This window comes from Pseudomonas sp. CM25 (assembly GCF_013179705.1).
In the GTDB taxonomy this organism is placed as follows: domain Bacteria; phylum Pseudomonadota; class Gammaproteobacteria; order Pseudomonadales; family Pseudomonadaceae; genus Aquipseudomonas.
The window spans coordinates 1-15,288 of the sequence record NZ_JABMCW010000118.1 but is presented as its reverse complement, the minus strand read 5'-3'; the positions used below and the strand labels follow the sequence as shown (position 1 = coordinate 15,288).

General features: G+C 64.8%; 12 protein-coding genes. 4 read left to right on the top strand and 8 right to left on the bottom strand.

The annotated features are described in order from the left end of the window. A partial coding sequence (locus HP546_RS14445) for a LacI family DNA-binding transcriptional regulator (RefSeq protein ID WP_172226392.1) occupies positions 1-497 on the bottom strand: 497 nt, incomplete at its 3' end. A 284-nt stretch (positions 498-781) separates the two neighbouring features. Between HP546_RS14445 and ptsP the strand changes: the two genes are divergently transcribed. Genes ptsP through HP546_RS14430 form a run of 3 tightly spaced genes read left to right on the top strand, consistent with a single transcriptional unit; the run spans position 782 to position 6,315 of the window. Further along, on the top strand, positions 782-3,634 hold the full coding sequence (ptsP, locus tag HP546_RS14440) for a phosphoenolpyruvate--protein phosphotransferase (RefSeq protein WP_172226389.1): 2,853 nt from the start codon (positions 782-784) through the stop codon (positions 3,632-3,634). Further along, complete coding sequence (gene pfkB, locus HP546_RS14435; protein ID WP_172226386.1) at positions 3,635-4,582, top strand: 1-phosphofructokinase; 948 nt, start codon at positions 3,635-3,637, stop codon at positions 4,580-4,582. Beyond that, on the top strand, positions 4,579-6,315 hold the full coding sequence (locus HP546_RS14430) for a PTS fructose-like transporter subunit IIB (protein WP_172226383.1): 1,737 nt from the start codon (positions 4,579-4,581) through the stop codon (positions 6,313-6,315). Before pfkB ends, HP546_RS14430 begins: the two co-directional genes overlap by 4 nt. Before the next feature lie 367 nt (positions 6,316-6,682). Here HP546_RS14430 and HP546_RS14425 read toward each other — a convergent pair whose 3' ends face one another. Then, the gene (locus tag HP546_RS14425; RefSeq protein ID WP_172226380.1) at positions 6,683-6,907 is read right to left on the bottom strand and encodes a DUF3820 family protein; all 225 of its coding nucleotides are present in this window, start codon (positions 6,905-6,907) and stop codon (positions 6,683-6,685) included. A gap of 199 nt (positions 6,908-7,106) precedes the next feature. Here HP546_RS14425 and HP546_RS14420 point away from each other — a divergent pair, with 199 nt between their 5' ends. Beyond that, the gene (locus HP546_RS14420) at positions 7,107-7,583 is read left to right on the top strand and encodes a PA2169 family four-helix-bundle protein (RefSeq protein WP_172226377.1); all 477 of its coding nucleotides are present in this window, start codon (positions 7,107-7,109) and stop codon (positions 7,581-7,583) included. On the opposite strand, the gene HP546_RS14415 is transcribed toward HP546_RS14420, so the two are convergent. The 6 genes from HP546_RS14415 to HP546_RS14390 form a co-directional block, all read right to left on the bottom strand. Beyond that, positions 7,580-9,070: a sensor domain-containing diguanylate cyclase gene (locus tag HP546_RS14415; protein ID WP_172226374.1), complete on the bottom strand. Its 1,491-nt coding sequence runs from the start codon at positions 9,068-9,070 to the stop codon at positions 7,580-7,582. The two genes, HP546_RS14420 and HP546_RS14415, sit on opposite strands and share 4 nt — an antisense overlap. A gap of 251 nt (positions 9,071-9,321) precedes the next feature. Beyond that, entirely contained in the window at positions 9,322-10,656 is a 1,335-nt protein-coding gene (locus tag HP546_RS14410) for an OprD family porin (RefSeq protein ID WP_172226371.1), read from the bottom strand. 204 nt (positions 10,657-10,860) lie between these two features. After that, the gene (locus tag HP546_RS14405) at positions 10,861-11,085 is read right to left on the bottom strand and encodes a hypothetical protein (RefSeq protein WP_172226368.1); all 225 of its coding nucleotides are present in this window, start codon (positions 11,083-11,085) and stop codon (positions 10,861-10,863) included. Positions 11,086-11,267: 182 nt separating this feature from the next. After that, a complete protein-coding gene (locus HP546_RS14400; RefSeq protein ID WP_172226365.1) occupies positions 11,268-12,650 on the bottom strand; it encodes a heavy metal sensor histidine kinase in 1,383 nt (460 codons plus the stop codon). Further along, complete coding sequence (locus HP546_RS14395; protein WP_172226362.1) at positions 12,625-13,299, bottom strand: heavy metal response regulator transcription factor; 675 nt, start codon at positions 13,297-13,299, stop codon at positions 12,625-12,627. The genes HP546_RS14400 and HP546_RS14395 overlap by 26 nt, the downstream gene beginning before the upstream one ends. Before the next feature lie 9 nt (positions 13,300-13,308). Beyond that, positions 13,309-15,288, bottom strand: a 1,980-nt coding sequence (locus HP546_RS14390; RefSeq protein ID WP_172226359.1) for an efflux RND transporter permease subunit, incomplete at its 5' end; no start/stop codon positions are given.

Sequence of the window (15,288 nt, the reverse complement as noted above, 5' to 3'; positions counted from 1 at the left end):
GCGTCGCGATCGTCGCTGATCACCGAGCAGAAGTGAGCGGGGTCCAGGCGGCGGTCGATGGCAATCACCGGCAGGCCTTTGTCCTGCAGCTCGCGGTAGCTGTCATCTTCTGGCGGCAGGCAACTGGCAACGAACAGCGCATCGCAACGGCGGGCACGGAACAGCTGCTGCAACTGGCGTTCGCTGTCGGGCTGGTCATCGCTGCTGGCGATCAGCAGCTGGTAGCCGCGGGCGCGGGCGCCTTGCTCCAGCTGCTTGGCAATGCGGGCGTAGCTGGGGTTCTCCAGATCCGGGAGAATGAAGCCCAGGGTACGGGTATGCCGGCTGCGCAGACCGGCGGCCTGCGGGTTGGGCGTGAAGCCATGGGCCTCGACCACCGCGCGTACCCGCTCGACAGTGCTGCTGCTGATGCGCTGCTGTTCGGCCTTGCCATTGATGACGTAGCTGGCAGTGGTCACGGACACACCGGCCAGACGGGCGATATCGCTGAGTTTCACCGAATTTTCCTTGTTATTACCGGGGCTGGCTGTGAGGCCTGACCGGGTAGTTTGACCCGCTACAGGCAGCACGCGCAGACGACCATTGTCGCAATTGTCCGACAGGATGGGGCTTTTTCATCGGCAGATTATCGAGTAACGTGGCCGTCTGGTCAGATTAAACGTTTCAGCTGCCGAATTTTCTGCCTCGGCTTGCACTTGTGCAAGGCTGTTGAACTGGCCGTTTACGTGAATTTCACAACAATACTCCAGTACCCGACCGGGAACTGCAAAAGGAGAAGGTCATGCTCGAGCTCGTCAAGGAGCAGATAGCCATGGGCCAGACGGCCGCCGACAAAGCCGAGGCATTACGCCTGCTGGCCGGGCGGCTGGTCGCTGACGGCCTGGTCGCCGAGGGCTACCTGCAGGGGTTGCAGGACCGCGAGGCGCAAGGCTCGACCTTCCTGGGGCAGGGCATTGCCATTCCCCATGGCACGCCGCAGACCCGTGACCTGGTGCATGCCACCGGCGTGCGCCTGCTGCAGTTTCCCGAGGGCGTGGACTGGGGCGATGGCCATACGGTCTACCTGGCCATCGGTATCGCAGCCCGCTCCGACGAACACCTGCGCCTGCTGCAACTGCTGACCCGTGCGCTGGGCGAGACCGACCTGGCCGAAGCCTTGCGCCGGGCGAGTTCCGCCGAAGCGTTGCTGAAACTGCTGCAGGGTGCGCCGCAGGAACTGGCGCTGGATGCACAACTGGTCGGCCTGAACCTGCCGACCGAGGACTTCGACGAGCTGGCCTGGCGCGGTGCCCGGCTGTTGCAGCGCGCCGATTGTGTCGACAGCGGCTTTGCCGCCGTGCTGCAACAGGCCGAGCCGCTGCCGCTGGGCGAGGGCCTGTGGTGGCTGCACAGCGAGCGCCAGGTGCGCCAGCCGGGCCTGGCCTTCATTACCCCGCAGCAACCGCTGCGCTACCGCGACCAGCCACTCAACGGCCTGTTCTGCCTGGCCAGCCTTGGCGCTGCCCACCAGGCCCTGCTTGAGCGCCTGTGCGAGGTGCTGATAGAGGGCCGCGGGCAGATGCTGTACCAGGCCACCAGCAGCCGCGCGGTGCTGCAAGTGCTGGGCGGCGAAGCGCCGGCCGACTGGCCCAGCGCGCGTATCGTGCTGGCCAACCCGCATGGCCTGCATGCGCGCCCGGCCAAAGTGCTGGCGCAGCTGGCCAAAGGCTTCGAAGGGGAAATCCGTGTGCGCCTGGCCGACAGCACTCAGCCGGCGGTGTCGGTGAAGAGCCTGAGCAAGCTGCTCAGCCTCGGTGCCCGTCGCGGTCAGGTGCTGGAACTGGTGGCCGAGCCAGGCATTGCCGCCGATGCCTTGCCGGTGTTGCAGGCTGCCATCGAACAGGGCCTGGGCGAAGAGGTGGAGCCGCTACCAGCAGGCACCGCTGCCGTCGCCGAAACCACCGCTGAAGTGCTGCAGGCCCCCCAGGCTGGCAGCCGTATCCAGGGCGTTGGCGCTGCCCCTGGCATTGCCAGCGGCCCGGCGCATGTATGTGTCGAGCGTGAGTTCGACTACCCCTTGCGTGGCGAGTCGTGTGCCCAGGAGCGGCAGAAACTGCGCGAAGCCCTGGCGAACGTGTCCAGTGAATTGCAGGCATTGATCCAGCGCAGCGACAAGGCCATTGGCGAGATATTCGTCACCCATCAGGAAATGCTCGCCGACCCGGCGTTGACCGACGATGTCGAACAGCGCCTTGGCCAGGGCGAGAGCGCCGCAGCGGCGTGGATGGCCGTGATCGAGGCGGCCGCCCGCCAGCAGGAGGCGTTGCACGATGCCTTGCTGGCCGAGCGCGCCGCCGACCTGCGCGACATCGGCCGGCGCGTGCTGGCGCAGTTGTGCGGTGTGCAGCCCCAGGTTGAACCTGAACAACCCTATGTGCTGGTGATGACCGAGGTCGGCCCGTCCGATGTCGCCCGGCTGGACCCGGCGCGGGTTGCCGGTATCGTCACCGCTCAAGGTGGCGCCACCGCCCACAGCGCCATCGTTGCCCGTGCCCTGGGCATTCCGGCAGTGGTCGGCGCGGGTGCTTCGATACTGCTGTTGCACAGTGGCACGCCGCTGCTGCTCGATGGCCAGCGCGGCGCGGTCAGCGTGGCGCCGCCGGCAGATGAGCTGCAGCGTGCCCTGGCCGAGCGGGATTTGCGCGAGCAACGCCTGCAGGCCGCCTGGGCTGACCGCTTCGAACCCGCCGTTACCCGTGATGGCCACGCCGTCGAAGTGTTCGCCAACATCGGCGACAGCAGCGGCATTGCCAAGGTGGTGGAGCAGGGCGCCGAAGGCGTCGGCCTGCTGCGCACCGAACTGATTTTCATGGCCCACCCACAACTCCCGGATGTGGCAACCCAGGAGGCCGAGTACCGTCGCGTGCTCGATGGCCTTGATGGCCGGCCGCTGGTGGTACGCACCCTGGATGTCGGTGGCGACAAACCGCTGCCGTACTGGCCGATTGCGGCCGAGGAAAATCCGTTTCTCGGTGTGCGTGGGGTGCGCCTGACCCTGCAACGCCCGCAGGTGATGGAAGCGCAGTTGCGCGCCTTGCTGCGGGCTGCCGACCAGCGCCCGCTGCGCATCATGTTCCCGATGGTTGGCCAGGTGCATGAGTGGCGTGAGGCGCGGGCCATGGTCGAGCGTCTGCGGACAGAGATCCCGGTAGCGGACTTGCAACTGGGCATCATGGTCGAGGTCCCTTCGGCAGCGCTGCTGGCGCCGCAACTGGCACGCGAGGTGGACTTCTTCAGCATCGGCACCAACGACCTTACCCAGTACACCCTGGCCATCGACCGTGGCCACCCTAGCCTGTCGGCCCAGGCCGACGGCCTGCACCCGGCAGTGCTCAGCCTGATCGACATGACCGTGCGTGCTGCGCATGCGCACGGCAAGTGGGTGGGTGTGTGCGGTGAGCTGGCGGCCGACCCGCAGGCCGTCGCCGTGCTGCTCGGCCTCGATGTAGATGAGCTCAGCGTCAGCGCGCGCAGCATTGCCGAAGTCAAGGCCCTGGTCCGCCAGGCCGATCACCAGACGGCCCGCGCCCTGGCGCGTGAGGCCCTGCAACAGGACAGCGCCGCAGCGGTTCGCGCGCTGGTGGAGCGTTACTGAATGGCCAAGATCCTCACCCTCACCCTGAACCCGGCGCTGGACATCACCATCGGCCTGGATACCTTGCGCGCGGGGCAGGTCAACCGCAGCCAGGCGCAGCAGACTGACGCCGCCGGCAAGGGGCTGAACGTTGCCCAGGTACTGGCCGACCTGGGGCACAGCGTTACCGTTGGCGGTTTCCTCGGGCAGGACAACCTGCAACCGTTCGAGGCACTGATCGACGGGCGCGGCTTTGCCGATTGCTTCGTCCGCGTGCCCGGCGAAACCCGCAGCAATATCAAGCTGGTCGAGGCTGACGGGCGCGTCACCGACATCAACGGCCAGGGCCCGGAGGTCGACGAGGCTGCTCGCAGCGCCTTGCTGCGCCTGCTCGAACAGGTCGCCCCTGGGCACGATGCCGTGGTTGTCGCAGGCAGCCTGCCGCGTGGAGTGGGTGCCGACTGGTTCCGCCAGTTGCTCGACCAGTTGCAGGCCCAAGGCCTGAAGGTGGCCCTGGACAGTAGCGGCGAAGCCCTGCGTGCCGGACTGCAAGGCGCGCCCTGGCTGGTCAAGCCCAATACCGAAGAGCTGGGCGAGGTGCTTGGCCTGGCTGTGGATAACCCTGCACAGCAGCGTGCCGCGGCGCTGCGCCTGTTGGCCAGCGGCGTTGGACATGTGGTGGTGTCTGCCGGCGAGCAGGGCGTCAGCTGGTTCGCCCGCGACCTTGCCCTGCATGCCAAACCACCCAAGGTACGTGTCGCCAGCACGGTCGGCGCAGGGGATTCGCTGGTGGCCGGCATGGTCCATGGCCTGCTGCTGGGTGAAGCGCCGGCGCAGACCTTGACCCGCGCCACCGCGATCGCCGCCCAGGCCGTTACCCAGGTCGGCTTCGGCATCCGTGACCGCGAGCAACTGGCGCGGCTTGAAGCTGCCGTGCAACTGACAGAACAACAAGAGGGTTGCCGATGAACATTGCCATTGTCACCGCCTGCCCCAACGGCCAGGTGTCGAGTGTGCTGAGCGCTCGTTTGCTGGCCGCTGCCGCCCAGCGGCGTGGCTGGAGCACCAGCGTCGAAGTGCAGGACGCCGGCCACCCGGAGCGGCAGCTGAGCGCGGTGCAGATCGCCGAGGCCGACTGGGTGCTAGTGGTCAGCACCGGCCCGGTGGACCTGGGCCGTTTCGTCGGCAAACGCGTGTACCAGAGCACGCCCTCGCGGGCGCTGGCTGACCGCGAAGGTTTCCTGGATGAAGCGGCAGCCAACGCTCAACTGCTGGCCGCAGAGGCACGCCAGGCCGAAGTTGCCGGCGCTGGCGCGCGCATTGTCGCGGTCACCGCTTGCCCGACCGGTGTTGCACACACCTTCATGGCCGCAGAGGCCTTGCAGCAAGCTGCACAACAACTGGGCTATCAGCTGACTGTCGAGACCCAGGGCTCGGTCGGTGCGCGTAACCCCTTGTCTGCCGACGCGATCGCCGAGGCGGATGTGGTGCTGCTGGCCGCCGATATCGAAGTCCCTGCCGCGCGTTTTGCCGGCAAGCGCATCTACCGCTGTGGCACCGGCATCGCCCTCAAGCAGGCCCGTGCCACGCTGGACAAGGCGCTGGCCGAGGCCAAGGTGGAAAGCAGCGCTGACGCTGCAGCGGCCAGCCCGGCAGCGAAAGGTGAGAAAACCGGTGTGTACAAGCACCTGCTCACCGGCGTGTCGTTCATGCTGCCGATGGTAGTGGCCGGTGGCTTGCTGATTGCCCTGTCCTTCGTGTTCGGCATCGAGGCCTACAAAGAGCCCGGCACCTTGCCGGCCGCGCTGATGCAAATCGGTGGCGAGGCTGCATTCAAGCTGATGGTGCCGCTGCTGGCGGGGTACATCGCCTGGTCCATCGCCGACCGCCCGGGGCTGGCCCCCGGCATGATTGGCGGGCTACTGGCAAGCACCTTGGGCGCGGGTTTCATCGGCGGCATCGTGGCCGGCTTTCTTGCCGGTTACAGTGCCAAGGCCATCGCCCGCTGGGCGCGCCTGCCCAGCAGCCTGGAGGCACTCAAGCCGATCCTGATCATTCCCCTGCTGGCCAGCTTGTTCACCGGCCTGGTGATGATCTACGTGGTCGGCCAGCCGGTGGCGGCCATGCTCGCAGGGCTCACGCTTTTCCTCGACAGTATGGGCACCACCAATGCCATTTTGCTGGGTCTGTTGCTGGGCGGCATGATGTGCGTCGACCTGGGCGGGCCGATCAACAAGGCAGCGTACGCCTTCTCGGTAGGCTTGCTGGCATCGTCTAGCTACGCACCGATGGCAGCCACCATGGCTGCCGGCATGGTGCCCCCGATCGGCCTGGGCATCGCCACCTTCCTGGCCCGGCGCAAGTTCGCCCAGAGCGAGCGCGAGGCGGGCAAGGCGGCGTTGGCGCTGGGGCTGTGCTTCATCTCCGAAGGCGCAATTCCGTTCGCCGCCAAGGACCCGTTGCGGGTAATCCCGGCCAGTGTTGCCGGTGGGGCGTTGACCGGGGCGTTGTCGATGTACTTCGGTTGCAAGCTGATGGCGCCGCATGGTGGCCTGTTTGTGCTGCTGATTCCGAATGCGATCAACCATGCGTTGCTGTACCTGCTGGCGATCGTGGCGGGCAGCTTGCTGACGGCGGTGGTGTATGCGCTGATCAAGAAGAGCGAGCAGGTGGAACTGGCTGTGGCGCCGGTCAAGGGGTAGCTGGCTTGGCCTATCGCCGGCATCAAGGCTGACAGGTGCTTGCCACAGAATTTTCAGCGCCTGTGAGATCGAGCGCCGCCCGCGCGGCGCTTCGCGGGTGAACCCGCTCCCACATTTGTTGCAACGTACCAAACCTGTCAGGCCATGGTTGCCAGCCTTGGTGGCTTGACTGGATTTCTCGGTGAGCCTCACTACAGCCTCACCTGTCTCAAGCCATGCACCAAGGCGGGCAACCCCTTTCTCACAGACATGGCCACGTTGCAACAAATGTGGGAGCGGGTTCACCCGCGAAGCGCCGCGCGGGCGGCGCTCGATCTCACAGGCGCTGCAAATCTTGCGGCAGCACCTGCAAGCCCTGATGCGATCCCTAAGCGCGCCGATGCTTCTGCCGCAACGGCCCCAGCAGATCCCCCAGCCCGTTGTGATCCACCTCATGCATCAACGCCAGCAACCCCCCCAGTTCCCCCGCCGGGAAGCCCCGGCGCGCGAACCACGCCAGATAATCCCCCGGCAGGTCGGCAATGATGCGCCCCTGGTACTTGCCGAAGGGCATGGTCCGGGTCACAAGCAGTTCGAGCATTTCCGGTTTCATCGGCGCACCTGGCTGGGGAAAAGCGCCGACCATACTGCAATCTGCACGAGGTCCCAAGCGGCAATCATGCAGAACGCCATCCGACGGCATCTTCTTCCGGTTCTTAACTAACTGATTTTAAAGGATATTTATAAATTAAAAAGCTTGGCACGAACACTGCTCCCTTACAGATGACTATCACCTGCCAAGGAGTTTCACCATGAGCAACCCCAACAAAGACGTAATCGACGTACTCAACGACCTGATCGAGTACAGCAAGGACGGCGAAAAGGGTTTCAAAGCCTCGGCCGATGATGTGAAGAACCCGGAACTGAAAGCGTTCTTCGTCCAGCGTGCCGGCGAGTGCGCCAACGCTGCCGGCGAACTGCAAAGCGAGGTGCGCCGCCTGGGTGGCGACCCTGAAACCTCCACCAGCATCAGCGGCGACATGCACCGTGGTTGGGTCAACCTTAAATCGATGCTCACCGGCAAAGATGAAGAAGCGGTGCTGAACGAGGTTGAACGCGGCGAGGACCATGCCCTCAAGGCCTACAAGGAAGCCCGCGAGAAGCTGGTGAAGCTGGGCCGCACCGCCAGCGACCAGTCCTACATGCTGGTGGAAAACCAGCTGCAGGGCGTGCAGCGCAACCATGACCAGGTCAAGGCGCTGCGTAACGCTGCCCGCGCCCGTTCCTAAACGGCAGGCCCCTCTACCCGGTTGCGGCCTTTGGCCTTGGCCCGGTAGAGGGCTTCGTCCGCAGCACCCAGCACACTCGTCAGGTCGTGCCGGGTGCCGGACAAGCCGATGCCGATGCTTACTGTTATCGCGTCGGTATCTTCGGCAAAGGGTGCGAGCGCTTCGACGCTGGCCCGTATCCGTTCTGCCAGCAGCAGTGCGCCGGCCAACTCCGTTTCCGGCAGCACGACCTGAAATTCCTCCCCACCATAGCGCGCTGCCAAGTCAGCGGGACGACGAATGCACGCCTCGATGGCCTTGGCCACTTCGCGCAGGGCATGGTCGCCCCCAGCGTGGCCGTGGCGCTGGTTGAATGCCTTGAAGTGATCCACATCCACCATCAGCACCGCCAGTGGTTTGCGGTTGCGCTGGGCGCGTGCCCACTCCTGTCTCAGCACCTGGTCCAAGCGCCGGCGGTTGGCCAGGCCGGTCAGGCTGTCGGTGGCCGCCAAGGTCGCCAACCCTTGCTCGGCCTCGTGGCGACGGCTCAGCTCACGACCCAGCAGCAGTGTCAGCCAGAGAATACCCACGCACAGCACACCAGTGGCAACGCTGACCAGAATCGCTGTGCGGCGCCACGACTGGAACACCTCGTCGGCCGAATGCACCACCAGCACGATCAGCGGTAATTGTGGGACCCGGGCGAAGGTGTACATGCGCAGGCGGTGGTCACTGCCGGAGCGCGCAGTGAAGCTGCCGCGCTGTTCACTCAGTATGCGCTTGAAGTTTGGTCGCCCGGCATAGTTGCTGCCGATCAGCGGGTCCCGCGCGCGGCTGGGCTGGCGGGCGAGCAGTTGCCCGTCGGTGTTGATCAGGTTGATGCTGCTGTCATCACCGATGTCCAGGCGCTGGAACAGCTCACTGAAATACGACAGGCGCAGGGCACCTGCAGCCAGACCGGCGAATTCGCCATGCGGCCCGGAAATACGCCGGCTGAAGCTGATGCACCAGTCCAGGTCGCCAAGCCTGGCCTTGAATGGTGGGCCTACCAGCAGGCCGAGGTTGGCATTGCGCTGGTGCGCCAGAAACACCCCGGTATCGCCGAAGTTGGCCTGGCGCGGCACGCTGCTGGTGGAATCGCCCACCACATTGCCTTGCTTGTCCAGCCACAGCACGTCACCGCGCTTGCGGTCGACGAACGCCTCGTTGAACAGCAGGCGCTGCCGCAACGGGCCGGGTACCTGCGCCAGTTCCTTTCGCCCGACCGCCCAGATCAGGCCTTGCAGGGACTGGTCGTAAAGTTCGACGTTGCGCAGGATGTCGCTTTCGATCAGCTGGACGATGTTGTTGGACGAACGCAGGGCAGACAGTTCGACACTGTCACGTTCGCGCGCCAGCAGGTAGCTGACGATGGCCACGATTGCGAGCACGGCAAGGCAACTGCCCAGGTTTAGGATCAGCGCGGGGTGCGACCTGTAGACTGCAAAACGCGGGGGTTGGGTGGGCATGCTCGCTACTGCGTGGGCAGGGCCATTCGCGGCGGCGACATTCTAGGGAAGCGGGGATTGTCGGACAAGATTTGTCCGACGGAATCACGCTGTGCTGCAAGTTCGATTCATTTCAGCGCCCCTGTGGGAGCGGGTTAACCCGCGAACACCGGCGAAGCCGGTGCCCGGCACCGCGGAGCCTTCTTCGCGGGTGAATCGGATCGCCGCACCGCCGCTCCCACAGGGTTACAGGTGAAGCTTGCAGGGTGAGATCAGAACACGTTCAGCGGATAGTCGACGATCACCCGCAGTTCGTCGTTGTCGCTGTTGCTGTCGATCGACGCATAGCCCTGGCTGCCACGGTGGGTGGCGTAGCGCACCTGCACCGCCAGGTCTTTGAGGTCCCCCTCCTGGAACACGTATTTCACATCCAGGTCGCGCTCCCAGTGCGTGGCATTCTTGCCGTCGGCACGGTAGTAGTCGTAGTGGCTGGTGTCCTGGGTGGCTTTGCTCAGGTCCGCCTCGCCGCGCGAGTACGACAGCGTGGTGCTGAGGCCCGGGATGCCTGCGCCGGCGAAGTCATAACCGTACTGCAGCTTCCAGGAACGCTCGTTCGGGGCGTTGAAGTCCGAATACATGCGCGAGTTGTCCAGGTACACGCTGTCGCCCAGGTTGATGTAGTCGAACGGCGTGTTGCCGTTGACCCGCTGGTAGGCGGCGGTGACGCTGTGGTACCCGGCATTGACGGTGAAGTGCAGGCTGTAGGTGTTGTTGTCGATCTTGCCCAGCAGGGCTTGGCCGGTGTCCTGGGTGTGGTAGAAGTGCACGCCCGGGTTCAGGCTGACCAGGTCGTTGACCACGTAGGTGTAGTCGAAGTCCGCGTAGTACTGGTTCCAGATGTCCTTCAGCTCGGCCGCGTACAGGTTGGCGGTCATGTTCGGGGTACCGCTCCACGACGCGCCGGCCCAGTTCAGGTGCTTGCTCTTGTCGTGCTCGTCCAGCGACCCGTAGTAGGTATCGATACGGCGGTGACCGCTTTGGTTGTACGGGTGAGTGAAGCTGACCTGGCCGCCTTCGAGCAGCAGGCCGTCAACGCTGGTGTTGGTCAGGCTCACACCGCGGAAGGTCTGCGGCAGCATGCGGGTTTCGCCGCCGGCGATCACCGGGTTGGTAAGGAACAGGTCACCGGCTTTGAGCTCGGTGTCAAAGGCCTTCAGCTTGATCGCGGCACCGGCGGTGGAGAACGAGTGCGGGGCAGCACCCAGCTCGCCGTCGTCCTTGATGTGCTGGGGCAGGATGCTGGTGCCGGCATGGCCGCCACCGCCGTCCAGTTTCAGGCCCAGCATGGCATGGGCGTCCAGGCCAAAGCCGATCACACCCGGGGTGTAGCCCGACTCGAAGCGTGCAACGGCGCCCTGGCCCCACTCGCGGGTGTCACGCACGCCGGCATTGTGGTTGTCGCGGTTGAAGTAGGCGTTACGGAAATGCAGGTTGAAGGACGAGCCTTCGATGAAGCCATCAGCCTTGTCTTCATCTGCCTGGGCGGCGAAGGGGATCGTTGCAGTCAACGCAATGAAAAGCGGGGTAAAGCGAAACGCGGAAGACACCGGTACTAGCTCCTTTGGTCTGACGGTGGGGCAGTTTTTATTTTTGAATGTGCGTCTTTTTATAGAAGGACGTTACAGCGGGGCTGAGAGTTTAAGCACATAAAAAAAGCCGCTGATTGGCAGCGGCTTTAAAAGGCTAACATATCGGCACCGGTGGTGCCCATGGCGTAGCCAAGGGAAAACGGGAGCAATAACAGCGCTTGATCAGCTGTCGCTGTTGGCATCGACAGAAACTTTGGAGGCTGTCTGGTTTGCGTCTTTCACGGCGTCAGCCTGTTGTGCGGCTACAGCGTCGCGGGCCTCTTGATGGACGGCGGCGAGCTCTGCATTACGGTTGACGAAAGCGGGGGATTCTTCGGCCATGGCCAAGGGCGACAACAACAGGGAAGACAGGACGAAGACGCTGGCAATACCCATACTGTTGGACATTTGAAACTACCTTCTTGCGGGGCAAGTGCTAATGAGGACAGGGGTAAAGTTAGTCCTTTCAGTGCACTTGAAACAGAGCGAAGTGCGATAAGCACTGTTGCGCAAAAGGTAACGATCCATCAAAAAGCAATAGCACTTTCGCCGCAAACCACTGCGCTAGACACGGTCCTACAGGGACAGCGTCAGACTGGCAGTTGGATGCCGAAGGTATTGAACCCGGCCCCACTGCGCACAAACACCTCCCCGCCATGCATCAAGGCAATCGCCTTGACGATCGCCAACCCCAACCCATGGTTGCCCCCGCCACTGTTGCTGCGCGCCGCATCCACGCGGTAGAAGCGTTCAAACAGCAACGGCAGGTGCGCATCGTCGATCGCCGGCCCGGGGTTGCTCACGGCAATGCTGACCTGCCCGGGCTCGGCGTCAATCCGCACCTGGATCTGCTGGTGCGGCGCCGTGTGCTGCACGGCGTTGTTCAGCAGGTTGATCAACGCCCGGCGCAACTGGGCTTTCTCGATGGGCACCTGTGCGTCGCCGGTCACGCTCACGCTGACCTGTGCGTCTTCGAGGATGTAGTCCAGGTAGTCGAGGGTGGTGGCCACTTCCTCGGCCAGTGAAGCCTGGGTCAGGGCAGTGGCCTTGCTGCCCTGGTCGGCGCTGGCCAGGAACAACATATCGTTGATGATGCTGCGCAGGCGCTCCAGCTCCTCAAGGTTCGATTGCAGCACCTCGAAGTAGTGCTCGGCGCTGCGCCCGCGGGTCAGCGCCACCTGGGTCTGGCCGATCAGGTTGGTCAGCGGCGAGCGCAGTTCATGGGCGACGTCGGCGTTGAACGCCTCCAGCCGTGAATAGGCCTGGCTGACCCGGTCGAGCGCCGCATTGAAAGCGCCGGCGAACTGCGCCAGTTCCGGGGCCAGGGCCTGGGTCTGCAGGCGCCCGTCCAGGCGCGGCGGGGCCAGGGCCTGGGCTTCGTTGGACAACGCCAGCAGCGGGCGCAGGCCGATCCGCGCTACCCAGTAGCCCAGCAGCGAAGCCAGCAACACGCCGAGCACCGCCAGCCCTACAATCGCCACCAGCAGGCTGTGCTGGGCCTGCCAGAAAGTTTCGGTGTCGATGCCGATCAGAAAGCGCAGTGGCGGGCGCTGGTCCAGCGCCGGCAGTTCGCTGACCAGCACCTTGTAAGGGTAGGGGCGGTCAGGCAGGCGCAGGTCGCGCATGCCTTGTGCACCTTCGGCAAACGCGCGTATCAGCTCGCTGGGCTGACCGTACTCGTAGGCCGGGTTGCTGCTGACCACCCAGAAGCGAATGCGCTTGTCCTCTTCGCTGAGCAGGTTGAGCTTGTTGTTGATCTTGGCCCAGTGCTCGGGCGTGCCGAAGCGGTTGAGGGTGGATTCGAGCACGCTGAAGCGCGCATCCAGTTCGGCCTGCGGCAGCAGGTCGAGGCTGCGGTCGACCTGACGATACAGCGCCGAGCCGATCAGCAGGAACACGCTCAGCGCCACCAGAATGAACAACGCCGACAGGCGCAGCGCGATGGAGTTACCCGGCACGGTTTTCCAGGACATAGCCCATGCCTCGGATGGTGTGCAGCAGCTTGTTGTCGAAGGGGCCGTCGAGCTTGGCGCGCAGGCGCTTGATCGCCACCTCGACGACGTTGGCATCACTGTCGAAGTTGATGTCCCACACCAGCTCGGCGATCGCCGTCTTCGACAGGATCTCGCCTTGCCTGCGGGCCAGCACACTGAGCAGCGAAAACTCCTTGGCGGTCAGCTCCAGGCGCTGGCCGGCACGTGTTGCCTTGCGCGCCATCAGGTCGATCCACAGGTCGGCCACTTGCACCTGCAGCGGCTCGTGGCTGCTGCTGCGCCGGGTCAGGGCCTGCAGGCGGGCAACCAGTTCGAGGAACGAGAACGGCTTGCCCAGGTAGTCGTCAGCGCCTTCGCGCAGGCCGTGGATGCGGTCTTCGACCCGTTCGCGGGCGGTCAGCATGATCACCGGTGTCTGCTTGCGCGCACGCAACGCGCGCAGCACCCCATAGCCGTCCAGGCCGGGCAGCATCACGTCCAGCACGATCACCGCGTAATCGCGTTCCAGGGCCAGGTGCAGGCCATCGATGCCGTCGCGGGCCAGGTCGACGGTAAAACCCTGTTCGCTCAGGCCGCGATGCAGGTAGTCGGCGGTTTTTTCTTCGTCTTCGATGATCAGCACACGCATGGTCTTGTCCTAACTGGCACTTGGCGCTGCCGCCCGGGCAGCCTGGCGGCGGTGGAACAGGCGCTCGAGGGTCAAGTATATGACCGGGGTGGTGAACAGCGTCAGCGCCTGGCTCACCAGCAGGCCGCCGACCACCGCGATACCCAGCGGCTGGCGCAGCTCGGCCCCGGTGCCAAAGCCGAACATCAGCGGGACTGCGCCAAGCAAGGCGGCCAGGGTGGTCATGATGATCGGCCGGAAGCGCGTGAGGCAGGCCTGGTGGATTGCCTGCTCGGGTGTCAGGCCGCGATGGCGCTGGGCTTCGAGGGCAAAGTCGATCAGCAGGATGCCGTTTTTCTTGACGATACCGATCAGCAGCACCACGCCGATCAGCCCCATGATGCTGAAGTCCTGGCCCATCGCCCACAGCAGTATCAGCGCCCCGAGGCCCGCCGAGGGCAGGGTGGAGATGATCGTCAGCGGGTGAACGAAGCTTTCGTACAGCACGCCGAGAATGATGTACACCGCCACCAGCGCTGCCAGGATCAGCCATGGCTGGCTCGACAGCGAGCTCTGGAAGGCCTGGGCCGCGCCCTGGAAATTACCGCTGATGGAGTCGGGCATGCCCAGCTCGCGCTGGGTGCGTTCGAGGATGCTCACCGCATCGCCCAGGGCCACGCCGGGGGCCAGGTTGAACGACAGGTTGGCGGCCGGGAACAGGCCGTCGTGGCTGATCGACAGTGGCCCGGTAGTGGGCGGCGCCACATGCGCCACGGCTGAAAGCGGCACCATTTCGTTGGTCAGCGGCGAGCGCAGGTAGAAGAAGTTGAGGCTCTCGGCCTTGCCGCGCTGGCGCGCATCCAGTTCGAGGATCACCTTGTACTGGTTGGTCTCGGTCTGGAATTCGCTGATCTGCCGTTGGCCGAAGGCGCCGTACAGTGCCTGGTCGACGTCGGTGGTGGTCAGGCCGAAGCGTGCGGCAGCCTGGCGGTCGATGTCGATGCGGGTGACGCTGGCGCCCAGTTGCAGGTCGTTGGACAGGTCACGCAATGCCGGGTTTTCCCGCAGGCGTTCGGTCAGGCGCTGGGTCCACAGGTTCAACGCTACGCCGTCGTTGCTCTTGAGCACGTACTGGTACTGGGTGCGGGACGGGCCAGAGCTGAGGTTGATGTCCTGGCCAGCCCGCATGTACAGGACGATACCCGGCACCTGGGCCAGCTTGGGGCGCAGCCGGTCGATCAGCTCGCTGGCGGACACATCGCGCTCGCCGCGCGGCTTCAGGGCGATCCAGAAGCGGCCGTTGGCGATGGTCTGGTTGCTGCCGGTGACGCCTACCGAGTGGGAAAACGCGCGCACGGCCGGGTCGGCCTCGATGATTTTGGCCAGCGCCTGGTGCTTCTCGATCATCGCCGGGTACGACACGTCCGCCGCCGCTTCGCTGGTGCCGAGGATGAAGCCGGTGTCCTGCAGCGGGAAGAAGCCTTTGGGGATGGCCACGTAACCGGCCACCGCCAGGGCCAGGGTCACGCCGAACACGCCCAGGGTCAGGCGCTGGTGGGCGAGGGCGCGGTCCAGGCCCTTTTCGTACCACCGCACCAGGCGTTCGCCAAAACCACCCTGGTGCCCGCCGGGCGGGCGGCGCATGAACAGCGCGCACAGGGTCGGCGCCAGGGTCAGCGAGACCACTACCGAAATCAGGATGGTGGCGGTGGCGGTGAGGGCGAATTCCTTGAACAGACGGCCGACCACGCCGCCCATGAACAGCAACGGAATGAACGCCGCAATCAGCGAGAAACTGATCGACACCACGGTAAAACCGATTTCGCCCGCGCCCTTGAGCGCCGCCGTGCGGCTGTCTTCACCGGCCTCCAGGTGGCGGTGGATGTTTTCCACCACCACGATGGCATCGTCGACCACGAAGCCCACTGAAATGACGATGGCCACCAGGGTCAGGTTGTTCAGGCTGAAACCGAGGATGTACATCAGCGCGCAGCTGGCGATCAGCGACAC